Annotated in this window: 20 protein-coding genes; 10 read left to right on the top strand and 10 right to left on the bottom strand. The window is 41.9% G+C overall.

All coding sequences use genetic code 11. The features are described 5' to 3' along the window. Positions 1-81: 81 nt before the first annotated feature. The 3 genes from acnD (at position 82) to ACED29_RS19325 (ending at position 6513) form a co-directional block, all read left to right on the top strand. Positions 82-2676 carry a Fe/S-dependent 2-methylisocitrate dehydratase AcnD gene (gene acnD, locus ACED29_RS19335; RefSeq protein ID WP_371698448.1) on the top strand — a complete coding sequence of 865 codons (2595 nt, stop codon included), beginning with the start codon at positions 82-84 and terminating at the stop codon, positions 2674-2676. Between the two features lie 78 nt (positions 2677-2754). Continuing rightward, positions 2755-3924, top strand: coding sequence for a 2-methylaconitate cis-trans isomerase PrpF (gene prpF, locus ACED29_RS19330; protein WP_371698446.1), 1170 nt, complete (start codon positions 2755-2757; stop codon positions 3922-3924). A 435-nt stretch (positions 3925-4359) separates the two neighbouring features. Next, entirely contained in the window at positions 4360-6513 is a 2154-nt protein-coding gene (locus ACED29_RS19325) for a sodium:proton antiporter (protein WP_124015006.1), read from the top strand. A gap of 133 nt (positions 6514-6646) precedes the next feature. Here ACED29_RS19325 and bcp read toward each other — a convergent pair whose 3' ends face one another. Next, positions 6647-7114, bottom strand: a complete 468-nt coding sequence (bcp, locus tag ACED29_RS19320) for a thioredoxin-dependent thiol peroxidase (RefSeq protein WP_182697226.1) — start codon at positions 7112-7114, stop codon at positions 6647-6649. Positions 7115-7197: 83 nt separating this feature from the next. Then, the gene (locus ACED29_RS19315) at positions 7198-7734 is read right to left on the bottom strand and encodes a glycine cleavage system protein R (RefSeq protein ID WP_182697227.1); all 537 of its coding nucleotides are present in this window, start codon (positions 7732-7734) and stop codon (positions 7198-7200) included. Positions 7735-8016: 282 nt separating this feature from the next. On the opposite strand from ACED29_RS19315, the gene dapA reads away from it, so the two are divergent. From dapA to ACED29_RS19295, 4 genes are all read left to right on the top strand, one after another. Next, positions 8017-8901 (top strand): 4-hydroxy-tetrahydrodipicolinate synthase, encoded by an 885-nt coding sequence (gene dapA, locus ACED29_RS19310; protein WP_124015003.1) that lies wholly within the window; start codon positions 8017-8019, stop codon positions 8899-8901. Between the two features lie 4 nt (positions 8902-8905). Next, positions 8906-10003, top strand: coding sequence for an outer membrane protein assembly factor BamC (gene bamC / locus ACED29_RS19305; RefSeq protein ID WP_182697228.1), 1098 nt, complete (start codon positions 8906-8908; stop codon positions 10001-10003). Between the two features lie 443 nt (positions 10004-10446). Then, complete coding sequence (locus ACED29_RS19300; RefSeq protein ID WP_182756513.1) at positions 10447-11529, top strand: efflux RND transporter periplasmic adaptor subunit; 1083 nt, start codon at positions 10447-10449, stop codon at positions 11527-11529. Then, positions 11526-14621, top strand: a complete 3096-nt coding sequence (locus ACED29_RS19295; protein WP_371698444.1) for an efflux RND transporter permease subunit — start codon at positions 11526-11528, stop codon at positions 14619-14621. Before ACED29_RS19300 ends, ACED29_RS19295 begins: the two co-directional genes overlap by 4 nt. 305 nt (positions 14622-14926) lie before the next feature. Here the strand turns inward: ACED29_RS19295 and ACED29_RS19290 are convergent, their stop codons facing one another. Together ACED29_RS19290 and fadE are read right to left on the bottom strand one after the other, a co-directional pair. Beyond that, positions 14927-15358, bottom strand: a complete 432-nt coding sequence (locus ACED29_RS19290) for a PaaI family thioesterase (protein ID WP_124014998.1) — start codon at positions 15356-15358, stop codon at positions 14927-14929. A 93-nt stretch (positions 15359-15451) separates the two neighbouring features. Beyond that, positions 15452-17899 carry an acyl-CoA dehydrogenase FadE gene (gene fadE / locus ACED29_RS19285; protein WP_371698443.1) on the bottom strand — a complete coding sequence of 816 codons (2448 nt, stop codon included), beginning with the start codon at positions 17897-17899 and terminating at the stop codon, positions 15452-15454. Positions 17900-18145: 246 nt separating this feature from the next. On the opposite strand from fadE, the gene ACED29_RS19280 reads away from it, so the two are divergent. Next, a complete protein-coding gene (locus ACED29_RS19280) occupies positions 18146-18922 on the top strand; it encodes a class II glutamine amidotransferase (protein WP_124014996.1) in 777 nt (258 codons plus the stop codon). On the opposite strand, the gene ACED29_RS19275 is transcribed toward ACED29_RS19280, so the two are convergent. From ACED29_RS19275 to ACED29_RS19265, 3 genes are all read right to left on the bottom strand, one after another. Continuing rightward, a complete protein-coding gene (locus ACED29_RS19275) occupies positions 18908-19714 on the bottom strand; it encodes a DUF3108 domain-containing protein (RefSeq protein ID WP_182756732.1) in 807 nt (268 codons plus the stop codon). The genes ACED29_RS19280 and ACED29_RS19275 overlap by 15 nt on opposite strands. 229 nt (positions 19715-19943) lie before the next feature. Further along, on the bottom strand, positions 19944-20288 hold the full coding sequence (locus tag ACED29_RS19270) for an MGMT family protein (protein WP_371698442.1): 345 nt from the start codon (positions 20286-20288) through the stop codon (positions 19944-19946). A 147-nt stretch (positions 20289-20435) separates the two neighbouring features. Next, on the bottom strand, positions 20436-21119 hold the full coding sequence (locus ACED29_RS19265) for a hemolysin III family protein (protein WP_371698440.1): 684 nt from the start codon (positions 21117-21119) through the stop codon (positions 20436-20438). Positions 21120-21373: 254 nt separating this feature from the next. Between ACED29_RS19265 and ACED29_RS19260 the strand changes: the two genes are divergently transcribed. Beyond that, complete coding sequence (locus tag ACED29_RS19260; RefSeq protein ID WP_371698439.1) at positions 21374-21988, top strand: hypothetical protein; 615 nt, start codon at positions 21374-21376, stop codon at positions 21986-21988. Positions 21989-22089: 101 nt separating this feature from the next. On the opposite strand, the gene rrtA is transcribed toward ACED29_RS19260, so the two are convergent. Both rrtA and queC read right to left on the bottom strand, forming a co-directional pair. Then, on the bottom strand, positions 22090-22719 hold the full coding sequence (gene rrtA, locus ACED29_RS19255) for a rhombosortase (RefSeq protein ID WP_273057281.1): 630 nt from the start codon (positions 22717-22719) through the stop codon (positions 22090-22092). Positions 22720-22902: 183 nt separating this feature from the next. Further along, a complete protein-coding gene (gene queC / locus ACED29_RS19250) occupies positions 22903-23610 on the bottom strand; it encodes a 7-cyano-7-deazaguanine synthase QueC (protein ID WP_124014991.1) in 708 nt (235 codons plus the stop codon). Positions 23611-23819: 209 nt separating this feature from the next. On the opposite strand from queC, the gene queE reads away from it, so the two are divergent. Beyond that, complete coding sequence (gene queE, locus ACED29_RS19245) at positions 23820-24488, top strand: 7-carboxy-7-deazaguanine synthase QueE (RefSeq protein ID WP_273057282.1); 669 nt, start codon at positions 23820-23822, stop codon at positions 24486-24488. Between the two features lie 85 nt (positions 24489-24573). On the opposite strand, the gene ACED29_RS19240 is transcribed toward queE, so the two are convergent. After that, on the bottom strand, positions 24574-25635 hold the full coding sequence (locus ACED29_RS19240) for a PLP-dependent cysteine synthase family protein (protein ID WP_124014989.1): 1062 nt from the start codon (positions 25633-25635) through the stop codon (positions 24574-24576). Positions 25636-26023 lie beyond the last annotated feature (388 nt).

The raw sequence follows: 26023 nt of genomic DNA, 5'->3' as shown, positions 1-26023 counted from the left end.
GCATATCAAATGCGGTGATGTCTTAACTTAGCTGATATCAACAACCGCTCACCGATCACCAAATTTACTGTGGGTCTTACTATGAATACTGATTATCGTAAACCTTTACCCGGCACAACTTTAGACTACTTTGATACCGAAGAAGCCGTTGATGCCATTGAGGCGGGCGCTTATGCCAAACTGCCTTATTGTTCTCGCGTGTTTGCCGAGAACTTAGTGCGTCGATGTGCGCCAGAGACGTTGACTGATTCGTTAAAACAGCTGATTGAGCGTAAAAATGACCTCGACTTTCCGTGGTATCCCGCTCGCGTGGTGTGTCACGATATTTTAGGGCAAACCGCTTTAGTTGATTTAGCCGGTTTACGTGATGCCATTGCAGAAAAAGGCGGTGACCCATCAAAGGTTAACCCTGTTGTACCGACTCAATTGATTGTCGATCATTCGTTAGCGGTAGAACATGCCGGCTTTGATAAAGACGCGTTTGAGAAAAACCGCTCAATTGAAGACCGTCGTAATGAAGACCGTTTTCATTTTATCAACTGGACTAAAACGGCGTTTAAAAATGTTGATGTTATCCAACCGGGTAACGGCATCATGCATCAAATTAACTTAGAACGTATGTCGCCAGTGGTGCATGCTCAAAATGGTGTGGCGTTCCCTGATACCCTAGTCGGCACCGACAGCCATACACCTCATGTAGATGCGTTAGGTGTTATAGCCATTGGCGTAGGTGGTTTAGAAGCGGAAAGCGTGATGCTCGGCCGTGCATCTTACATGCGTTTACCGGAAATTGTTGGTGTTGAAATTACCGGTAAACCACAACCAGGCATTACCGCTACCGATATTGTATTAGCTTTAACCGAATACTTACGGGCGCAAAAAGTCGTGTCATCGTATCTTGAGTTTTATGGTGAAGGTACCACCCATTTAACCTTGGGCGATCGCGCCACCATTACCAACATGACACCTGAATACGGTGCCACCGCGGCGATGTTTTATATCGATAAGCAAACCATTGATTATTTGACATTAACCGGTCGTGAAGACGCACAAGTTAAATTAGTCGAAACCTACGCCAAACAAGCCGGCTTATGGGCTGATACCTTAACGAATGCTGTGTATGAGCGTGTTCTGCACTTTGATTTGTCATCGGTTGGCCGTAACATTGCCGGTCCTTCAAATCCGCATTCTCGGGTTCCAACCTCTGAGCTTGCTGCTCGCGGCATTAGCGGCGTAGTTGAAAACGAGCCAGGTAAAATGCCCGATGGTGCCGTGATTATTGCCGCCATTACTAGCTGTACTAACACCAGTAACCCTCGCAACATGATTGCCGCGGGGTTATTAGCACGAAATGCCAATGCACGTGGTTTATTACGTAAACCTTGGGTGAAATCATCGCTTGCGCCTGGCTCTAAAGCGGTGCAGTTATATTTAGAAGAAGCGGGCTTGTTACCAGAGCTGGAAAACTTAGGTTTTGGCATTGTCGGCTTTGCCTGTACCACTTGTAACGGCATGAGTGGCGCACTCGATCCGGTTATTCAACAAGAAGTGATTGATCGTGATTTATACGCAACGGCTGTGTTATCGGGTAATCGCAATTTCGATGGACGTATTCACCCATACGCTAAACAAGCATTTTTAGCCTCACCGCCATTAGTGATAGCTTATGCCATTGCCGGTACCATTCGTTTTGATATTGAAAAAGATATCTTAGGTATCGATAACCAAGGTCAAGCGGTTACATTAAAAGACATTTGGCCTACCGACGAAGAAATCGATGCGGTTGTTAAAGCTAGCGTTAAACCCGAACAGTTCCGTAAAGTGTACGAACCGATGTTTGACATCAAAGTAGAATATGGCAGTCACGTTAATCCACAATATGATTGGCGTCCACAAAGTACTTATATTCGTCGTCCACCTTATTGGGATGGAGCCTTAGCGGGTGAGCGTTCGATGCAAGGTATGCGCGCATTAGCGGTATTGGGCGACAACATCACTACAGATCATTTATCGCCATCAAACGCGATTATGCTCGACAGTGCAGCAGGCGCCTATTTACATAAAATGGGTTTACCGGAAGAAGACTTTAACTCTTATGCCACTCACCGAGGCGATCACTTAACCGCCCAGCGTGCGACATTTGCCAATCCAAAACTGTTTAACGAAATGGTGCAGGAAAACGGCAAAGTGAAACAAGGATCGCTGGCGCGTTTAGAGCCAGAAGGCCAAGTCACTCGCATGTGGGAAGCCATTGAAACCTATATGGAGCGTAAACAGCCACTGATTATTATTGCTGGTGCTGATTATGGCCAAGGGTCATCTCGTGACTGGGCAGCAAAAGGCGTGCGACTTGCGGGTGTTGAAGTGATTGTTGCTGAAGGTTTTGAGCGTATTCACCGTACCAACTTAGTCGGTATGGGCGTGTTACCGCTTGAATTCACAGCAGGTCATAACCGTCATACTTATCAGATTGATGGAACAGAAACCTATGATGTGGTTGGCGAGCGTAAGCCAGGTGCGATGTTAGATGTGATCATGACGCGTAAAAACGGTGAGCAAGTGACGATTGCGGTGAAGTGTCGTGTCGACACGGCTGAAGAACTGTCGATTTATGAAGCTGGCGGTGTATTACAACGTTTTGCGCAAGACTTTTTAGCCAATGAAGTGGCTAACTAGCCTCATATTCGTCTAGCTTAATCGGTAGTTTATAACGCATAAGCTACCGATTTTTATGTTTTATAATAGGATGAAGTTATGGCATATTTACCACAAATAAAGATCCCCGCAACCTATATGCGTGGCGGCACCAGTAAAGGGGTGTTTTTCAGCTTAACTGACTTGCCAGCAGCAGCCCAAGTGGCAGGTGCAGCGCGTGATGCATTGTTGCTGCGCGTGATTGGCAGCCCTGATCCTTACGGTAAACAAACCGATGGTATGGGCGGTGCAACCTCTAGCACCAGTAAAACGGTAATCTTATCTAAAAGTACTCAAGCCGATCACGATGTTGATTATCTATTTGGCCAAGTAGCTATTGATAAACCGTTTGTCGATTGGAGTGGTAACTGCGGTAATTTAACCGCAGCAGTTGGCTCATTTGCAATCAGCAACGGTTTAATTGATCCCAGCCGCGTACCACACAATGGCACTGCTGTTGTGCGGATTTGGCAAGCCAATATTCATAAAACCATTATTGCCCATGTGCCGATAACCAATGGTGAAGTGCAGGAAACGGGCGATTTTGAACTGGACGGAGTGACATTTCCTGCCGCTGAAGTTCAAGTTGAGTTTTTAGACCCCGCAGATGGTGAAGGCGCTATGTTCCCAACGGGTAATGTGGTCGATGAACTTGAGGTACCTGGTGTGGGAACGTTTAAAGCCACCATGATTAATGCCGGTATTCCTACCATTTTCATCAATGCTGCTGACATTAATTATCTTGGCACTGAGCTACAAGATGACATTAATAATGATGATAAAGCCTTAGCCATGTTTGAAACTATTCGAGCTTATGGTGCTGTTAAAATGGGGTTAATTAACCATATTGAAGAAGCCGCTGCTCGTCAACATACCCCCAAAGTCGCCTTTGTTGCTCCGCATGCTGAGTATGTTTCTTCCAGCGGTAAAACCGTGACCACAGATGATATTGATTTAGTTGTACGTGCGTTGTCTATGGGGAAATTACATCACGCTATGATGGGCACTGCTGCTGTTGCAATTGGCACGGCTGCGGCAATTCCTGGTACCTTAGTTAATTTAGCTGCTGGCGGTGGCGAAAGAACCGCAGTCCGTTTTGGTCACCCTTCAGGCACGCTCAGAGTCGGGGCACAAGCGCAGTTGCTTGATGGGCAATGGCAGGTTAAAAAAGCCATAATGAGCCGCAGTGCTCGAGTATTAATGGAAGGTAATGTAAGAATACCGCAATAGCCAATATGACTATGTTTTGTGTCAAATAGAAAAAGCCTTGGTCATGCCAAGGTTTTTTTTGTCGATAATTTAGCCTGTAAGATTAATCTAATATCGTTTACAGACATAAAAATTTAACAATTAAATTATAGACTTAACATGTTACTTTGTTATCGGTACAAAATGTGATGACCGTCAAAAACGCTTGATCCTACAGTTAAAGTAGTATGTTATATGCTGAATTTACGACAACAATGAGTATTGTTAGCCTGACTAGATACTATTTTGGCGCCGTGAATTAACAAGATTCAGACTTCGATTACTCGTCAACATCTGAATAACTTTTGGGTTAGGTTATAAAATATTAAGCCTGATGGATATTACAGTTCACGTATGATCGTGAAGCGCATTGCATAGATGTTATCTTGTGGTGTATCGAAAAAGAAGGAAACAAATATGGTTGAACACATTACAGGCATGCTGGCATTAATCGGTGTGTTGTCGCTTTTGTGTCAATGGATAGGTTGGAAATTACGTCTGCCAGCAATTTTACCACTGTTGTTGTGTGGTCTATTACTTGGGCCCGGATTAGGCATATTAGATCCAGATGAGATTTTTGGCGATTTATTGTTTCCTATCATTTCCCTCGGTGTTGCTGTCATCTTGTTTGAAGGTGCATTAACACTTAACTTTAAAGAAATTAAAGAACACGGACGAATGGTGACGCATCTCGTGACCATTGGCGCTTTCATTACCTGGGCGTGTATTGCCCCTGCAGCCCATTATCTGCTTGGTTTTGATTGGGCAATAGCCATGTTGTTTGGTGCATTGGTGGTCGTGACAGGACCAACCGTTATTGTGCCTATGTTGCGTACCGTGCAACCCAAATCCAATTTAGCCAGCATTTTGCGTTGGGAAGGTATTGTTATTGATCCCATTGGCGCTCTATTGGCCGTACTGGTGTTTGAGTATATTGCCGTGGCTGCCGATCCCACCACTCATGTATTAAATGCCTTAGGCCTGACCTTACTCCTTGGTTTTGGTTTAGGCGCAGCAGCAGGGTATTTAACCGGCCTGGCGATACGTAAGAACTTGTTTCCACATTATTTACGTAATACCGCAGTACTTACCATTATGCTGGGTATCTTTGTTGGTTCAAATATTATTCAGGAAGAGTCTGGTCTATTAACTGTGACCGTAATGGGTATTTGGCTCGCCAATATGCGCGGGGTCGATATTGCTGACATTCTCGAATTTAAAGAGACCCTTACAGTACTGTTAATTTCGGCATTATTTATCCTACTGGCGGCGCGTCTTGATTCTGGTGCTATGCTCGACCTTGGTTTCGGTGGCCTTGGCGTGTTGTTGGTGGTGATGTTTATTGCACGGCCATTGAGTATATGGGTTTCAGGTTTAGGCACGAATTTATCATCTAATGACAAGTGGTTTTTAAGCTGGGTTGCCCCTCGCGGTATCGTTGCGGCAGCGATTTCATCCTTGTTTGCGATAAAATTAGAGTCAGTGGGTTTAGAAGGGGCCAGTTCAATCGTGCCGCTAGTGTTCTTAATCATTATCGGCACTGTGGTTATTCAGAGTTTAACCGCGGGCCGTTGGGCTAAGTTTTTAGGGGTAAAAGAAGGTTCTAACCAAGGGTTATTAATCTTTGGTGCATCTAAGTTTTCCCGTGAATTGGCATCAATTTTAATGTCTAAAAATATCAAAGTTATTTTAGCTGATAACAACTGGGACAGTATTCGCCAAGCTCGAATGGAAAACATTCCTGTGTATTTTGGTAATCCGGCATCGGAGCATGCTTCAAATTACATGGATTTAAGCGGTATTGGCCGAGTATTAGTGATGTCACCATATCGTCAGTTAAATCCTTTAGTGACATTTCATTTTCAAGATTTAATGGGCACTGAAAAAGTATATGGTTTAAACAATGCCGACAGCGCCAGTGCGCGTCATCAACTATCTGAATCTTATCTAAAGCGTTTATGTTTATTTGGTGAGAATATTTCTTACGCTAAAATTGCTACGTTAATGGCAAAAGGTGCGGTACTCAAAATTACCAACATTACTGAAAACTTCACCTTTGAGCATTTTAAAAAACGCTATGGTGAAACCGCTTTGCCGCTGGTTTATTTAACCAAAGAAGGTAAGGTTAAAGTGCTATCAGGTGTTGAAGCTATTGTGTTGCCAGTGGGCATAGAGCTTATTAGTTTATTACCACAAGAGGCGCAAGATCAGGCGGTTATTCAACGTGCATTAGACGATGAAGCTGATCGCCAAGCGAAAGCTCTAGCAGAGGCAGAAGCCAAAGCAGCCGCTGAAGCAAGAGCTATTCGAGAAGCGCAAGAAGCTGAGCAACGTGCCATTGAAAAAGCCCGCCGTAAAGAGGAAGAACTTGCACTGTTTGAAGAACAGGAAAAAGCGCGCTTATTAGCCGAGGAGGAGGCCACACTGATTAAGCAAGAAACCTCTGAATTGGCGAAAGAGCTGGCTGCAAATGAGAAAGCCAAAGCTGCCATGGCATCGGCCTCAACAGACAAAGAGCCGCAATCGACTGACACTATGTCTGAAGAAAAATCAGATCCTAAAACTCTTTAAGCCTTAGCGCTATTTGAGTCGTCATTGAGTTAATCGTAAATACGAAAAAGGCTTAGCAATTAAATGCTAAGCCTTTTTATTGTCTACTGAGTGATACAGGCTAATGTCGATAGAGGCCTGTTAACTCAATCCACTATTGAGCAAGAGTGTCTAGCACAACTTGGTGATGATCTTTGGTTTTAAACTTATTGAGTAAATGGCTAATTTTGCCATCAGTACCAACGATAAAACTCAAACGGTGAATACCGTCATAAATTTTACCCATAAATTGTTTTTCTCCCCATACTCCGAAGGCATCGGCAACGGCATGGTCTTCATCACTTAGCAGAGTAAAGTTGAGCGCTTGCTTTTCAGCAAATTTGGCCAGTTTCGCCACAGGATCGGGACTAATACCAAAAACAGTTACATTTAAGCCATCAAGTTGTGCTTTGATATCGCGCAGACCTTGAGCTTGTACTGTGCAACCAGGCGTTGCCGCTTTAGGATAGAAATAGACTAAGACAGGGCCTTTGGTGAGTGCGTCTTGCAAAGATATGGTTTCGCCAGCTTGATTTTGTAATGAAAATTTTGGTGCTGTATCACCAACTTGTAGTGTGTTCATCATGTTTCCTTTAGCGGATAAAAGTGAATTTATTACGTCAATGTTAGTAACAAAGTTCACTACTATCTGATGTGAATATTGGATTAAGGTGCAGCAATGCCCTGCATACGCTTAATGCTGCACTCTAACGACATCGATTCTGCCAGTTCATGAATACCCTGTTCAAGTTTTAATAGGTCGACTTTTTCTGGAATATTAATGGCTAATAAAATCGACTGGGTTTTAAGACTATCGTTATCATCAGCGTGGGAGCGGACGGCCGCTAAATCGAGGCCTCTTTCTGCTAAAAACTGAGTAATACTCTTCATGGTTCCACGTTGGTCTTCGCCATTAAAAATGACTTCAATACGTGAGACAAAGTTTTTCGGCGTATGTTTTGATGTTCGTTTCATGACGGTCATGAGTTCAAGTTCAACACTCAATGCCGGTAACAAGCTTTCAATTTTTGTTATCGCTGTCCAAGAGCCCGATATCATCATAATTAGGGTAAATTCATTACCAAATAATGCCATACGACTATCTACAATATCGCAATCACATTCACTTGCTAAACGTGCTAGGCGACTCACTAACCCCGGACGGTCTGCGCCCATTGCCGTAACGACCAGGTAATTGGTCATGGATTTTCCTCACTTGTCGATATCTTTGAGCGAAAACTTACGCTAAGCATGTAAGTTTTGGTGCGGGTGTTTATGTTATCATTTTTCATTAAAACACCTCAATATACTAACCTATATCACTCACATAAATATGATTATTTTTTAGCGCAATGGCTCTAAAGATGCTAGGTTACGTGCATTAAATAGCATAAATGACTTATTTCAGTTTATGGTTACCGAAGAGCTTGTCATTAGTGGTTGGCATCAGTAACATAGCGAATCCTGAAACCGTGGGGAAGATAGATGATAAACGGAAGCATCGTAGCCTTAATCACTCCAATGAACAGTGATGGCACAGTAGATTATGCAAGTCTTGAACGACTTGTTGAGTTTCATATTGAACAAGGTACTGATGCCATTGTCGCGGTCGGTACTACAGGTGAGTCAGCAACATTGCCTATGGCAGAGCACGCCGCTGTTGTCAGCCAAACTGTTAAGTTTGCCGCAGGTCGTATCGCCGTTATTGGTGGTAATGGCGCCAATGCAACGGCTGAAGCTATTGACTTAACCAAAGCCATGCAAAAATCTGGTGTTGTCGCCATGTTGGGTGTCACGCCTTATTATAATAAGCCAACGCCTAAGGGCTTAATTGCTCATTATACGGCCGTTGCGGCAAGTACTGATATTCCTCAAATTCTATATAACGTACCAGGTCGAACTGCAGTTGATATGAAGCCTGAAACTGTGGCTGAGTTATCAAGTGTCAGTAACATTATTGGTGTAAAAGAAGCCACTGGTGACTTGAGCCGTGTGGCACGTTTACGTGAATTGTGTGGTGATGACTTTTTACTTTATAGCGGCGATGATGCCACTGCCCGCGAGTTTTTATTGTTGGGTGGTAATGGTGTGATTTCCGTAGCAAATAATATTGTTCCACATGCGTTTAAAGCCATGTGTGATGCTGCGTTAGCCAAAAATACACAATTAGCTGAATCAATCGATAAACCACTAATGGGCATCTATAGCTCGTTATTTTGTGAAGCCAACCCTATCCCAGTGAAATGGGCTGTTCATAGAATGGGTTTGATTGCTAATGGCCACATTCGTTTACCTTTAACTGAACTTTCTGAGCAGTTTCATGGTCTGTTAATAGAAACAATGAAACAAGCTCATATTGAGGTAAAATAAATTCATGTTAAAGAAAGTCACTCCGTTACTCCTTGTTGCAGCTGTTTCAGCTTGCTCTACGCCATTAGACCGCCGTCAGGCAAATGGTAATGATGATTTCATTAATGCTGAAACTGCACCATTATTGACTATCCCACAAGGGCTAAATACGCCAACTTATAGCAAGGAATATGATATTCCTGCGGTAAGTAACAAGGTCAATAAACAACTCGTTGGTAAAAATCTTGATATCCGTGCGCCATTACAAGTGTTACCTATGGCCGAAGGTACTCATATCGAAGAAAGCAGTGACAATATTCGTGTTGTGATTGAATCGATTGAAAGCACCACAGATTTAAAACAAGAAATTTATGACGTCATCAACGGTTATCTAGCGAAGAGCAATATCCCTGTTCGCAGTGAAGATATGAATGCCGGTTTTATTGAAACAGATTGGATTGAAAATGATGAAATCATTGAATCTAATTGGTGGAGCAGTGACAAAGTGTATCAACTGCGTCAGCGTTACCGTTTTCAAATAGACGTAAAACCCCACGGTCGTTCAGGTACTGTGGCGATAGATTTAATTGAACACCAAGAGTTCTATGACGACAAAGATCAGCAAATCTTATTAAGCGGTGAAGATAAGCGTCGTTATACCACTGACATGCTTAATAATGCTATTGCTTACATGAGCATCAAACGTGATCAAGCGATTCGTGCTGCACGAATTGAGCAAAGCCTTGGTATTAAGGTTGACTTAGTCACTAATACTGACGAAGCGGCTTATTGGTTAGCCGACGCAAGTTACAAGTCAGTATGGGATCGTTTGCGTTTAGTATTACCGGAAATGGGTTTTGATGTTGTTGATACCGATAACAGCCAAGGTTTGTTTTACATTAATCTAGAAGAAAGTGGTGGTTTCTGGAGCTCGTTGTGGAGCGAAGAGAAATTAACACTGAAAAAAGGCAATTATCGTTTATTGCTTAAAGAAACAGATGATGTCAATCAGACTAAAATTTTACTTCGTGATGCAGAAGACAAACCTCTTCCTGATGAGTCTATTACTGAAGTGTACAAAATTATCTCTGACTTAATGCAAGAAGACCGAAAAGTTCGTTAAGTTTCATGCATAGCTTGGACTAAAAAAGAGACGCTTAAAGCGTCTCTTTTTTTTGCTCTTCACAAGTCCTCAATACCATTTTTTTGTCTAGGCGTTGGCAAGTTGTTAATTGTTGTTTTGACAGTTAACGCAGCAAATTTGCAAATTTGAGCCCGAGCAATGGCGTCATGATGTTAAGCAATTTGTCACAGCATGTGTCGACAATCAGGCTGTAATACTTTTTATTACTCAAATACTGCCTAAAATATTCATAAAGCGCTTAAATTTTGGTTAAAACAGCCAATTAAGTGAATATGGAAAGGATATGATCTAATTGTTGGATATGTTCGTAATTTGTAAGCAAAAGTAAAACGACTTGATGTGGAATCATTGCTAAGTACAATCACATAAGCTCATTAATCCTATACATAATTCATTTAGCCTTTAATGGTTTTGGACTCAAAATGAAAAAGATAATCGTACTGATCGTCATAGTGCTAGCGGCACTGTTGGCGTACAACTTAATGTCTCCTGAAGAAGCTATTGTTCAACGCCCACGGCCTATACCTAATGTGGTGGTTGCTAAAGTGGCGATTATGCCTATTCGTGATGAAGTAGAAGCTTTGGGTACTGGTAAAGCGTACGAGTCTATTATCGTGACATCCAAAGTTACTGAAATTGTCACTAAGATTGATTTTAATGACGGTGATTTGGTCGAAAAAGGTGCACTGCTCGTGCAGCTCAGAAACGAGGAACATAAAGCCAAGCTGGCCGTAACCGAAATCAAGCTAGTTGAAAATTTACGTGAATTAGATCGTATCCGCTCATTGGTCACCAGTAAAACTATTGCCGAGTTAGAGCGTGACCGTTTACAAAGTTTAATTGATACCACTCGTGCAGAAGTGCAACAGGCAAAAGCGGCCCTAGAAGACCGTGCAATTAAAGCTCCATTTGCGGGTAAACTTGGTTTACGTCAAGTCAGTGTGGGCAGCTTAGTTACCCCAGGCGAGCAAATCAGTACTCTAGATGATGTGAGCAAAATTAAATTAGACTTTTCTGTACCAGAACGTTTCATTCAAGAATTACAGCCAGGTAAACTCGTAGAAGCCCGAGCTGTAGCTTACCCAGAGCAGATATTTAAAGGTGTTGTTACCTCAATAGACACCCGTGTTAATCCAGATACTCGCGCGGTAATCGTACGTGCTGTTATGCCAAATGATGATTATAAATTACTGCCCGGCATGTTAATGAAGGTGCGTTTAATTAAGCAAAGTCGTGAAGCATTATTGTTACCTGAAGCTGCTATTATCCCAATTCAAAACAAGCACTTCGTTTATTTCGTTAATGCAGAAAACAAAGTAGAACAAATTGAAGTGACTTTAGGTACACGTTCTCGAGGTTGGGTTGAAATAGCGAAAGGCCTTGACGTGGGTCAACAAATTATCATTCGTGGCATTCTCAAAGTTCGTCCTGGTGATACTGTTAAAGTGCAGCAAGCCGAAAACTTCACCTTCGCTCAAGTCGAAGGAATGGAGACATCGGCATGATATTAACTGACTTATCGGTTAAAAGGCCGGTCTTAGCATCTGTAATCAGTATTTTGCTGATTGTATTGGGTCTGGTGTCTTTTGGTAAATTACCGCTGCGTGAATATCCCAATATCGATCCACCGATTGTGTCGGTGGAAACCAGTTATCGTGGTGCCAGTGCATCGGTAGTCGAAAGCCGGATTACTCAGCTTATTGAAGATCAAATTAGTGGCGTAGAAGGCATTCGTCATATCAGCTCATCCAGTAGTGATGGGCGCTCAAGTGTGACCATTGAGTTTGATATTAATCGTGATATTGAGGCCGCAACCAATGATGTGCGAGATCGCATTTCTGGTTTACTTGAAAGGCTACCTATAGAAGCGGACGCCCCGTCGATTTATAAAGCAAACGGCGGCGATGAAGTGATCATGTGGCTCAATTTGGTATCAGACCAAATGGATATTTTGCAGCTCACTGATTATGCCAACCGTTATCTAGTGGATCGTTTTTCGGTGATTGATGGCGTATCAACACTGCGCCTAGGTGGCGGTAAGGTATATGCCTTACGGATCTGGATTGACCGTCAGGCATTAGCCTCGCGTAACTTAACGGTATCAGACGTTGAAGCAGCATTGCGGGCAGAAAACGTAGAATTACCCGCCGGTTCAATTGAATCAAAAGAACGTATTTTTACCGTGCGTTTAGACAGAGTATTCAAAACCGCGGAAGATTTTTCAAACTTGGTGATAACCCAAGGTGAGGATGGCTACTTAGTTAAACTTGGCGATGTAGCTAAGGTTGATATTGGTTCTGAAGAAGAACGGATTATGTTCCGGGGCAATAAAGAAGCAATGATTGGTTTAGGTGTCAGTAAGCAATCAACAGCCAATACTCTAGAAGTTGCGCGAGCGGCCAATGCCTTGGTCGATAAATTAAATCCAACCCTGCCAGCAGGGATGCACATTAAACGCTCCTACGACAGTTCAGTGTTCATTGAAGCTTCCATCGATGAGGTGTATCAAACCCTCTTTATCGCCATGGTGTTAGTTATTGTGGTGATTTATTTATTCTTAGGTTCGGTCAGGGCCATGCTTATTCCTGCCATTACGGTACCGGTATCTTTATTGGCTACCTTTATTGTGCTGTATGCCCTTGGTTATACCATCAATTTATTAACCTTACTGGCGATGATATTAGCGATTGGTATGGTGGTCGATGATGCCATCGTCATGCTGGAAAATATTCACAGGCGTATTGAAGATGGCGATTCACCATTGAAAGCCGCTTTTTTGGGCGCTCGTGAAGTTGCTTTTGCTGTGGTGGCGACAACTTTGGTGCTGGTTGCTGTGTTTATGCCGATCACCTTCCTCGAGGGCGATTTAGGCAAGCTGTTTAAAGAGTTTGCGGTCACCATGAGTGCTGCGGTGATTTTTTCCAGTGTTGTTGCATTAACACTGACGCCGATGATGTGTTCTAAGTTACTTAAACCGGCCGATCAAGATCCGTGGTTAGTTAAACAAGTCGATAAGATGATGAATATTTTATCTGGCTGGTATTTGACCACCCTGAAAATAGGCATAAAAAGTCCTGTTCTAGTATCGCTGGTTGTATTAATTGCCTTTGCATTTAGTGGTTTTTTACTCAATAAAGTGCCACAAGAGTTCGCGCCGCAAGAAGACCGTGGTTCCATGTTCTTAATGGTAAATGGTCCGCAAGGGGCGAGCTTTGAATATATTGAAAAATATATGGATGAAGTAGAAGGACGCTTAATGCCATTGGTTGAAAGCGGTGAAATTAAGCGTTTATTGATCCGTGCTCCGCGTGGGTTTGGAGGCTCCTCTGATTTCTCTAATGGTATGGCGATTATTGTTCTTGAAGATTGGGCGGAACGTCGTAGTGCTAACGAAATCATTGTTGATATTCGCAGTCGTTTATCTGACTTAGCCGGTATAAGGGCGTTTCCTATCATGCGCCAAGCATTTGGCCGTGGTGTGGGTAAACCGGTGCAGTTTGTGATTGGTGGCCCTAGCTATGAAGAACTGGCTCAGTGGCGCGATATCATGATAGAAAAAGCCAAAGAAAATCATAAGCTCATTGGCTTAGATCATGATTATCAAGAGACTAAACCACAGTTGCGAGTAGTGATAGATCGTGAACGAGCAGCAGACTTGGGTGTGTCAATCTCTCATATTGGTAGAACACTCGAGTCGATGTTAGGTTCTCGTTTAGTGACCACCTTTATGCGCGATGGTGAAGAGTACGATGTTATTGTAGAAGGTAATCGTGAGAATCAAAGCACGGCTACCGATATGGAAAATATCTACGTGCGTTCAGATCGTTCTCAAGAATTGATCCCTTTATCTAATTTAGTATCAATTGAAGAGTTCGCCGATGCCAGTTCGTTGAACCGTTATAATCGAATGCGATCAATTACCTTAGAAGCTAATTTGGCAGAAGATTATAGTTTAGGGGAAGCGTTAGACTACCTGAATGATTTGGCTGCAACCTATTTGCCTGCCGAAGCGGTCATAAGTTACAAAGGTCCATCACTTGATTACCAAGATTCTGGTAGCTCAATGAATTTTGTCTTTTTATTGGCGTTAGGGATTGTATTTTTGGTTTTGGCGGCTCAATTTGAGAGCTTTATTCATCCCATGGTCATTATGTTAACCGTGCCACTAGCCACCTTAGGTGCACTCGTGGGACTTTGGTTAACAGGTCAAAGTCTGAATATATACAGCCAAATTGGTATTATTATGTTGATAGGATTAGCGGCTAAAAATGGTATTTTGATTGTTGAGTTTTCAAATCAGCTGCGCGATCGCGGAGTTGAATTTCAACAAGCCATTTTACAAGCATCAACACAACGACTCCGACCTATCCTAATGACAGGTATTACGACAGCAGCAGGTGCGATTCCGTTAGTGATGGCGTCTGGAGCCGGTGCTGAAACTCGCTTTGTTATTGGTGTTGTTGTGTTATCGGGGATTTTATTAGCAACATTCTTTACCTTGATTGTCATCCCGGTTGCATACAGCTTATTTGCCCGTAACAGTAGCTCTCCTGAAGCGGTGGCCAAACAGTTGGAAATAGAATTACAAGACGATTGATCCTCGTTTGACACGATAATAAGCACAACAAAAAGCCAGTCATTTTCATGACTGGCTTTTTGTTTACTCATCTCAGAATAATCTAGTCTATTGTGAGTTAATTCAAGGTAATTAGCAGTGCAAGCTGCTGTTTTAAAAGCGTTTTAATGCTAATCTGAGGGCTTATTGTATTAGGTTACATTGGCTGGCGTGAACAGTTCAGTACACCTTGCCAGCATGAATATCTGCGCGGCTATAGATTAAACCCAAGTGAAGTAATATTTTGAGTTTAACAATCTGATCATCCTAACGCGGTCAAATATTGACTATTTGCCACGAAGAATAAGGCAGCTTGCGGTGGCTGTGGCCAATAGTTTACCGTCTTCGGTAGTTAAGGTTGCTTCTGCAATGCCCAGAGATGTAGACAAGTTCATTACGCTGCCTTTAGCCAATAAGCGTTGCTTTTGAGGCACAGGGCGAACCATTTTAATATTTAAATCTATGGTTGAATAACCGACACCTGCGGGTAATGCAGAGTGCACAGCACATGCTGTAGCTGAATCAAGAACCGTTGCAGCAAAACCCCCATGCACGCCGCCCATTGGGTTGAGATGGCGCTCATCAGCGAAAGCTTCAAAGGTGACACTGCCTTCGCTTACAGCAATCGCGTTCATTGGCATAGTTTGGGTGATTGAAGGGGCAGGGATGTCGCCATTAAGCATGGCTTGCATCAATTGTAATCCAGTAAGGTGTTTCATCTTAGTCCTTTAGTTATCTGAATAATTTATTACTATAAAAAAGGGTAAAGCTTACGCTTTACCCTTTTTATTTTTAGGTTTTAAACCTAGCAGCTAAGCTGCTTTCTCTTGCTTAGCTTTTGGTGCAAGTTGTGCTTGAAGCTCATTGGTATCGAAGTCATCAACGTTAATTGATTTCAAACGTCCAATTTCAGCTCGTTCAAGTAAAGCGATTTCGCTGTCGCTTAACACACCAAGCGCTTTACCTTCTGTAGCAACTTTATCTAACCACATAAATGGTAGACGTTTACCGGCAGCTTTACAGACTTTGTCATAGAGTGGTTCTGCAGCTAGGATATCTTTGAACGTTTGTTCTTGGATACCGACTGGATTGAACTCAGAAGCAGTCCAGAACTGGCCTTTACCTAAACGGTCACGACTCGCACAAGGCGTTTGCATGATCTTAGCCACTTTATGATCTAACACATCACTAGGACGCTTTATTGGGCGACCGAATGGGAAGATTACCCCACGCAGTGCAATGCCTAAACCCATTGGGAAGTTGTTAAGCAAGTCATCTAATGAATCTTGTAACTTGTATAATGAATCTTCAACAGCCCATTGCACTAAAGGTAAATCTTCAGTTAAACGGCCATCGTCTTCATAACGCTTAAGCGTGGCAGAAGTTAGATACAATTGGCTCAGTAAATCACCTAAGCGGGCAGAAATACGTTCTTTGCGCTTTAGGTTGCCACCCAGTGTCGCCATGGCCAAATCAGATAATAGCGCTAAGTTTGCACTGAAACGGTTCATCTGTTGATAATAACGTTTTGTTTTATCTGAGTAAGGGCTATTGGTGAAGTAAGATGAGGTAACACCCATCCAGAAACTACGAATAAAGTTCGACGTTGCAAAACCAATATGACCAAAGATAGCTGAATCAAAGTTAGCTAAGCCACGGTTTGCATCAGTATCAAACGCTGATTCCATTTCGGCCAATACATATGGATGACAGCGGATAGCACCTTGTCCATAAATAATCATTGAACGCGTTAGAATGTTTGCACCTTCAACAGTAATGGCGATTGGAGCAGCTTGATAGCCACGACCTAAATAGTTATTTGGGCCAAGACAGACGCCTTTACCACCATGAATGTCCATTGCATCAATAATACATTTCTGCATTCTGTCGGTTAAGTGATACTTAACGATGGCAGAGATAACTGAAGGTTTTTCACCTAAATCGATGGCAGTTGTGGTTAAGGTTGCAACGGCATCCATTAAATATGCGTTACCGCCGATACGGGCCATTGGCTCTTCGATACCTTCTAATTTACCGATAGGTAATTTAAATTGGCGACGAATACGTGCATAAGCACCTGTAGCAACAGCGGCAGTTTTAACGCCACCGGCTGAGTTTGAAGGTAAGGTAATACCACGACCAACAGACAGACACTCAACCAACATTCTCCAACCTTGGCCGGCCATTTCTGGGCCACCAATAATGAAGCTTAATGGTACAAACACTTCGTTACCGCGTGTAGGACCATTTTGGAACATACAGTTCAATGGGAAGTGACGACGACCGGTTTCAACACCTGGAATGTCAGTTGGAATAAGGGCACAAGTAATGCCTAATTCTTCTTTATCGCCTAGTAGGTGCTCAGGGTCGCGTAGTTTAAAGGCCAGGCCTAATACAGTCGCGACTGGTGCTAACGTAATATAACGTTTGTTCCATGTTAGCTTCATACCAAGCACTTCTTCGCCTTGGAATTCACCTTTACACACCACACCAAAATCTGGAATTGAGCCAGCATCACTGCCTGCTTCAGGGCTAGTCAGTGCAAAACATGGCACGTCTATACCTTTAGCTAAACGAGGTAAATAGTGATCTTGCTGCTCTTTGGTACCATAGTGTTGTAAAAGCTCGCCAGGGCCTAATGAGTTAGGTACACCAACAGTAGAGGCTAATTCACTGCTGACGCCAGCAAGCTTTTGTAATACGCATGACTGGGCATAAGCTGAATATTCAAGACCACCAAATTTCTTCTTGATGATCATCGCGAAGAAGCCATGATCTTTTAAGAATTGCCAGATTTCTGGAGGCAAATCGCCTAACTGATGTGATACCTGATGTTGATTAGTCATTTTACAGACTTCTTCAACAGGACCATCTAGGAATGCTTGTTCATCGGCAGTTAAACGCGCTTTAGGATAGTTGTGTAATTTGCTCCAGTTAGGGTTACCGGCAAATAAATCAGCTTCCCACCACGTTGTACCTGCTTCAATTGCTTCTTTCTCTGTAGAAGACATTTCAGGCATGATACCGCGATACACTTTTAGCAGCGGACGACTGATAAAGTTTTGTCTGAATGATTTAATATTGAGTGGCAGCGCAATAACAAGGAATACAATCCATGTAATTACACCAATAATGTCCAAGGTGCTACCGACGACTAACACAATTGCCGCAGCAATCGTGGTTGATAATAGCGATACTCTTAAGTATGCCATAGCGCCGAGCACAAAGATCATCGCGATGATCCAAAGTAGGGTGGTCACTGTACTTCTCCTTAAAGCTATATGTAGGCAAAATAGCTTATTTATTGTTGATCTCATTCACAGGAATGATCGTGGTCGGACCTGTGTCACATAAAAGTTAACCTTATGCCGCCTCGATTACAAGCCTTTTTCAAACAATTGTTTAAATATTTGTGTGTCAGAAATATTCCACTCAATTGGCTTACTCGATACAATACGCTTATGAAAAGTGTTTAGCTCAATATAGCAACAGAAAAGGCAAGGCTAATGTGTGAATTACTGGCGATGAGCGCGAATGTGCCAACGGATATTGTTTTTAGTTTTACAGGCTTAGCTGAGCGTGGTGGGGTAACGGGTCCTCATGTTGATGGCTGGGGAATTACCTTTTATGAAGGTAAAGGAAACCGCACATTTAAAGACGCTTGTCCTAGTAGTCAATCACATATTGCACAGCTGATAAAGTCATATCCAATTAAAAGTGAAATTGTCATTAGTCATATTCGCCAAGCGAATCGAGGCTGCGTATCCTTAGTCAATACCCATCCTTTTAGCCGTGAGTTATGGGGCCGTTATTGGACTTATGCCCACAATGGCCAATTGACGGATTACCACTCAAGATTCATCGTTTCTCGATTTCAACCTGTCGGTGATACAGACAGTGAATTAGCTTTTTGCTGGATTTTAGAATCTGTGGTCAATAAGTTTGGTGAGCATGAGCCAGATAATCTCGATGATGTGTTTGATTATATCAGTCAACTTGCTGATGAAATAAGACAGTTAGGCGTGTTTAATATGTTGTTGAGTAATGGCATTGATTTGATGACATATTGTACCAACAACTTATGCCATATCACGCGCCGTGCACCGTTTGGAAAGGCAACTTTAATTGATACCGATGTGGTCATTGATTTTAGTCAAGAAACCACGCCAAACGACGTGGTAACCGTTATTGCAACTAGGCCACTGACCAATAACGAAAATTGGGTTGTGTTACAGCCAGGTGAGTGGAAGTTATTTAGAAAAGGTGAGTTAATCCTCCGCTAATTGCTTTATTTCATCTAATTCTGACTCTGTGATTTGAGCACTAGTTTCAGGGTCTGTATGCAGTTCATCTACCGCCGTTGAACTTTGCTTGTTAGGGCCATCAATGAGTGTCGGTGTCATAGGTGGTAGAGGTTGCTCAAATTGGTAGCTTGCTAGCTGAATATCCAGTTGTTTACTGCCTTTTGAGAAATGGCTTAACCTCACTGGCAGATACGCTAAAGTCGGTGCCATCCAGAAAAAGGTTTGTCTTTTAGTACTGTCGCGGACAACTTCAACTTTTACGGTATCGTAAGTACCGCTTTCTATCGTGACTTTTTCTTTACCTAAGACTCGAAACTGATAGTCATCAATTTCTTTTTCTTTCACCATTTTATAATCTAGTGGTCGAATATTGGCCGCTAAATCCATTCTAAATTGTAATTGCACCATCAAAGGGTCAAATACTTTCTCTTGGTATGGCAGCTTTAATGCTTCTTGCTTGTAGATGGTGTGAATAAATTGTTGCCCTTTGACAAAGGCGGTCTGTTCAGTGTAATCACTACCTGTACCAGTGCGTTCTTGTATGTATCGAAATGGCACTAATTTACCGTTTTCTAGGGTAAATTCGCTTTTAAGGTGGCGTTGATCAGATAGCATTAATAAGCTGACATCGCTGTCGAAATGATAGCTGTAAAATCCGCTATCGGTTGCAGGTAAGCGATAATTTGCTACACCTAACTCGAAGCTACCATAAAACACCTTATAGCTAGCAGTATGGGCTGTTAAGGGCGATAAAATGGCTGCTTGTTCCATGTCACTTAATGCCGCAGCTGGATTAACTTGTGCAAATTTTTCTAAAAAGACGGCGGTTTCTGATTGATGTAATTTAGGCGTGGTTTCGCTATCAGCAATAGGTTGTTGATTGTCAGTTGCGTGTGCGTGGATCACCGGGCTAATACACAAGATTAACGTGGATAAGCGAGTTAATTTATTGACCAAAGTATTGTTACCTTCAATTTTGATAATGGTTAATAGCTTGATATTAATAGGGTAAAGTTATTACTAGGGTGGCGATATCAGGTTTCCATTGATATTGAGACAATGAAATCTTGCCTGCGTTCACTTCTATTCCATCTAATCTTAGTAATTGTTGTTGAGTTTGAAAAGCATCAGTGTTGTTAGCAGACGAGATTTTACCCTGGCTATTAATCACTCGATGCCAAGGTAAGGTTAGATTCTGTGGTGCTAATTTTAACGCCCTAGAAACGTAACGTGCTCTGCCTGGTAATCCTGCAAAGTCAGCAACAACGCCATAAGGTAACACATTGCCTTTTGGGATAAGGTTAACAACAAACCAAATGCGCTCAATTGAAGATAGGGTAGACATTAGATCCCAAATAAACCCACTATAGACACAATAGTGATTAGATGTTGAATATTAGGCAAGGATAATAAAACATTTTCAAAAGTACAATCGTAATCAAGCTGATTACGATTGTAGTGTATTTTAGTTGGCGATTACCTTAGCTCACTTTTACAGTACGGTTAAGTAGATACACAAAAAGTGACTAATCGCACCGCCAAGAACAAATAAGTGCCATATAGCATGATTATATGGGATACGTTTACCTACATAAAATACCACGCCTAAACTATAAAATAAGCCGCCTGCGAATAATAAGCCCAAGCCTAAATCACTCATTTTAGTGTTTAAGTCGCTTATTATGGTGACACATAACCACCCCATGGATAAATACAGCAGCACACTAAAAGCTTTAAATCGGCCAATGAACAAGGTTTTAAATATAATTCCTCCTAGCGCTAATGTCCAAATAGCCACAAGGATAATCGTGGCCTGAGAACTTTGAAGGCTAATCAGCATCATTGGAGTGTAGGTGCCAGCTATGAGCGCATAAATGGCGCAATGATCAGCCATTTTAAAGCGTTTTCGCCACAGCGCGCTTTTACTTGAGTGATACAAGGTCGATGCTAAAAATAACGCAATAATACTGACCCCATAAATCGTTACACCTGTGATTTGTAGCAAGGTTAAATGATCTGGAGCTTTTATAAGCATCAGAATTAACCCAACAATACCTGCTATCACGCCAAGCGCATGCGATAATGCATTGGCTTGTTCTTCCCTATGGCCGTAATCTGAGCCAGAAGAAACGTTAGATGTTTGCTCTGATGTCGAGATGTTTGATAGTGAATTCATAATATCCTGTGAATAACGCTGAAAGGATTTTGAGCAAATTGAGTTTATCAGCCCTAATATTAAATAGCTATATTTAGGTGAACACGTGTAAGCTGAAATTTAAGTCTCATACATCATGGCGTAGATGGTCTTTTTACGCTTTATTGGGTTAAGCTTTATTAATCTCATTGAGGGGTTAACCGCATAAATAAGGTGCTATTCAATAAGGCGGTTGACGTTATACTTAGGCAATCATTATTGGCAGATTAGACTTTATGTTTAAAAATAACCAACAATCCCATTCGAGTATTTCAGCATCAACTCGCCACCACTCGCGTTGGGGAAATAAATCATTACCGCAAGCAGATGCTGTTAGTATTGATTTTGACAAAAACGTGACACCTTTTGTAGAGTCAGAAGATGATGTTGTGGATGAACATGAGTTACAACGGCATCGCCAGCAAGTCGCTGATGATATCCAACTGCAGTTAACGGGTGTAACAAGTTCAGTCAATCGCAACGAACCTTTGTTACAGCCTGATGAGCCAAATGCTAATGCCTTGCAACGGGCTTTGGCTGTTGTGAGTAGGAGTCCTTATCTTGCTTTACTCGTGGTATTTGTCCACCTGCTTGTGATTACACTAGTGGTGTTATTTGGACGAGTTGATATTAGTGGTATGTCAGATATTCCCGTGACTGAACCGGCGACAAAATCGTTACCCGCCTTAAAAAGTTATCTTATTACCCAAGCAGAATACGATAAATTAGTTGAGCGAGCACAAGCCAATGCCGCGAGCCAGGTGACACAACCCGATGCTGGGATAGCTGCAGAAATGGATCAATCCGAGGTTACGCCCGTATCAGAAGTTGAGCCAATAACGACACAATGAGTACCTTAGTGTACTCATTGTTTATCATTAATGTCTGATAGTGAAACGATTGTCTGTGAAGATATTGTTAGTGAGATTATTGCAGTAAAACAGACACAAGCTTATGCCTCATTATGGTGTTTTAAGCGATTATCCATCATCGACCAACACAACACGCACAATAGACCGCTTATAAGGCCAATAAGATGTGATTCAGTGGCAACCCGTGCATTGATTAATTGAGTCACGCTGTCACTGGCACCAAATACTTGCTCATAACCGACTTTTAACATGACTCCTATCACGAGTAAGTATCCCGACTTGTAGCCTTTACGTATATCCATCACAGCACCAAATACAAATAATCCGTGCAATACGCCACTTAGACCCACATAGGCCTTTAAGGTAGGGTAGAACAGGTATAAACCTATGCCTTCAAATAAACATAAGCTTAAAAACAGTAGCAACAACTTGCCTGAATGATTTTTGTAATGTACTTCATGTAAAAAAACAATTACCCAAAATCCAGCTAAATTCATTAGCAAATGCCATAAATTGGTATGCAACAGGTTTCCAGTGACTAAGCGCCAAACCTGACCACTGGCAATTAAGTCATATTGATAGCTAAAATACTGATCAATAGGTAAAAATGCAGGAGAGGGAATATCTGCTGCAAACAGAGCAATACAAATAAGACTGATCACCACAAGAAAATGATACAGACCAATTGTGTTTGAATTATGTTTTAGCAAAATATCCTCTATATACTTCTGTTCACGACTAATTAAGCCGATTTACCTCAACACAGAATTAACTGTAGACTAAAAAGACTTCACTAGGCTAATAGTGTGTTTTCATATTGATTAAGCAATCTTAAAGAAAATAAAAAATCAGATGGTTAACTTTACACTACAGGCTAAATATCAATAATAGGCTTACAGCTTACTGTTTAACGAGTCCATCACGACTTGACTGTTTTGTAAATAATCATCTAAACCACGTTGACGAAGTACACAAGCAGGGCAATCGCCACATCCTTTGCCTACTATTCCGTTATAGCAAGTTAAGGTTTGATGTTGCACTAAAGCCAATTGGTGATATTTGTCTGCCAATGCCCATGTTTCTGCTTTATTGAGCCACATTAAAGGTGTAATAATTTTCAGGGGTTTATCCATGCCTAATGCTAATGAATGTTGCATAGATTGCACAAACTCATTGCGGCAATCTGGATAACCAGAAAAATCGGTTTCACATACGCCAGTAATAATGTCATTACAGCCTAATTGATACGCGTAAATTCCTGCTAAGGTTAAAAATAAAATGTTACGGCCAGGAACAAAAGTATTTGGTAAACCATTGTTCATCAATTCATGTGAAACCGGAATTGCATCACGCGTTAGCGCCGAAATAGCTAATTCGTTTAATAAGCTAGTATCCATGACTTTATGACTGGCTAATTTCAACTCAATTGCCAATGATTTTGCCACTTCTATTTCTTGTCTATGACGTTGGCCATAATCAAAGGTGATCCCATGTACTTCATCGTACTGTGATAATGCTTGGATAAGACAAGTGGTTGAATCTTGACCACCACTGAAAACAACAAGGGCTTTAGTCGGTGTGTTTAGCTTTGTATCTGACATGGATATACTCTTAACGTACTGAACTGACTTGCAAGATCGGGGTGATCAACGCCCAGTGGTTCAGGAAATAGAATGGATATTTTACCTAAGGCAGGCTCAACTGCAAAGCCATAGCGGTAAATACTTGCAGCTAATGGCAAAATACTCTATAAATGCCGGCCCGTAATTCGTCAGCCGGTTACTGCTGGTCACTACAAGTAAGGTAAACAATGAAATATCCCGTTAACGAAGTATTTGAAACCATACAAGGCGAGGGTACATATACTGGTGTTCCTGCGCTGTTCGTTCGCTTGCAGGGTTGCCCTGTTGGGTGTTCATGGTGCGATACCAAGCAAACGTGGGATGTATTACCTGAGAATAAGGTGACCGCAGAGCAAGTGATTCAGGTCGATGGCACCATAGGACGTTGGGCTGATCATAATGGTCACACATTACTGCAAGCATTTCGGGACAAAGGTTTTACCGCAAAACATATCGTGTTAACTGGTGGTGAGCCGTGTTTGTATGACCTAACGGAATTAACTAACGATTTTGTTGAGGCGGGTTATCAGATCCAGATTGAGACCAGTGGTACGTTTGAAGTGAAATGTCATCCTGATGTGTGGGTGACGGTATCACCTAAAATTAATATGAAAGGTGGCTACAAGGTACTTGATCAAGCGTTAAATCGTGCTAACGAAATTAAACATCCTATTGCGACAGAACGTCATATTGAAGAATTAGATGAGCTGTTACAACACATAGATATCAGTGCCAAAACGATTTGTTTACAACCGATTAGTCAAAAGGCGCGGGCAACCGATCTTGCAATGAAAGTGTGTATTGCGCGTAATTGGCGTTTATCGATTCAAACTCACAAATATTTGAATATCGACTAATGTGTATTTAGCAACGTTTCCCCTTGATGCTGAGCCAATAATGAAAGCCGTTGAATCCAGATTCAACGGCTTTTTTAATGTTTAGTTAACTGATTAAACCACAAACATTAAAGGCAGACAGTTTCTCGCGATAGTGCTGAAAACAACCGATATTATTTTCGATCCACTCGGGGTTGTAGTAGGTATCGAGATAACGTTCACCAGCATCACAAATTAACGTCACAATTGAACCTGTTTGGCCTGCATGTCGCATCTGTGTTGCCAGCAATAACGCCCCATACAAGTTTGTGCCAGTGGACGCGCCCGTTTTACGACCAATTAATTGTTCTAGCCATTGAATGGTTGCGATTGACGCGGCATCTGGGATTTTAATCATGCTATCAACCACCCCTGCAATAAACGATGGTTCAACCCGAGGTCGGCCAATACCTTCAATTTTACTGTATTTATCACTCACAATCGTGGCATCACCACTGTGAAAATAATCATAAAAGACTGAGTTTTCTGGGTCAACGACGCACAGTTGGGTTTTTTGTTGTTGATAGCGAATATAGCGACCAATAGTGGCACTGGTGCCGCCAGTTCCTGGACTCATCACAATCCAGCTTGGGATTGGATGTGGTTCGCGTTCCATTTGGTTAAAAATAGAATCAGCAATATTGTTGTTACCCCGCCAATCTGTTGCACGTTCAGCATAAGTGAATTGGTCCATATAGTGACCTGTTAACTCAGCAGCCAATCTTTCTGATTCTGCGTACATCTGACTGCCATTATCAACAAAGTGGCATTTAGCCCCATAAAATTCAATTTGTTCAATTTTCTTTTTAGCGGTGTTTTTAGGCATTACCGCAATAAAAGGTAAACCGAGTAATCGAGCGAAATAGGCTTCTGAAACGGCAGTGCTGCCAGAGGATGACTCAATGATTGGGGTATCTTTTTTTATCCAGCCATTACAAAGGGCATATAAAAATAATGATCGAGCCAAACGGTGTTTTAAGCTGCCTGTAGGATGTGTACTTTCATCTTTTAGATAAATGTCTATGCCATCAAGTTGTGGCAAGTCTAATTTGATTAGATGTGTATCAGCAGAACGTTGATAATCGGCTTCTATTTTTGCAATGGCCTGATTGACCCAAGATGATGACATGCAATAATACTCGTTATTCCAAAAAGGAATAAATAATAACTAAAATACAAAGTTAAGAGTAGTGTTTATCGATCCATATAGGGATTTATTGTTCAATAATGGCAGTAAAGGATGAAATAGAGCAGATAAAGACAAAATACCGTAAATAATGGCATCAATAATGTTGACCGGCGAAATAGCCAATTAACAGCAGCAGAAAAGATTAAGCAAAAAATAGTACCGTTAGGGGGTAAAACTTGTCGTGTAGGAATTGAAAAAATCGATGCTTGATAACGAGGAATTGTGGACAGATATTTAGCTAGTATCACGATATAAATTGATAAAACAAAATGTAAAATGGTGGAGGGAGAAGGATTCGAACCTTCGAAGGCTGAGCCGTCAGATTTAC

This window comes from Shewanella sp. 5S214 (assembly GCF_041439795.1).
Classification (GTDB): Bacteria; Pseudomonadota; Gammaproteobacteria; order Enterobacterales; family Shewanellaceae; genus Shewanella; species Shewanella vesiculosa.
Note: the sequence above shows the minus strand (reverse complement) of the source record. Positions and strands in the feature narration are given on the sequence as shown.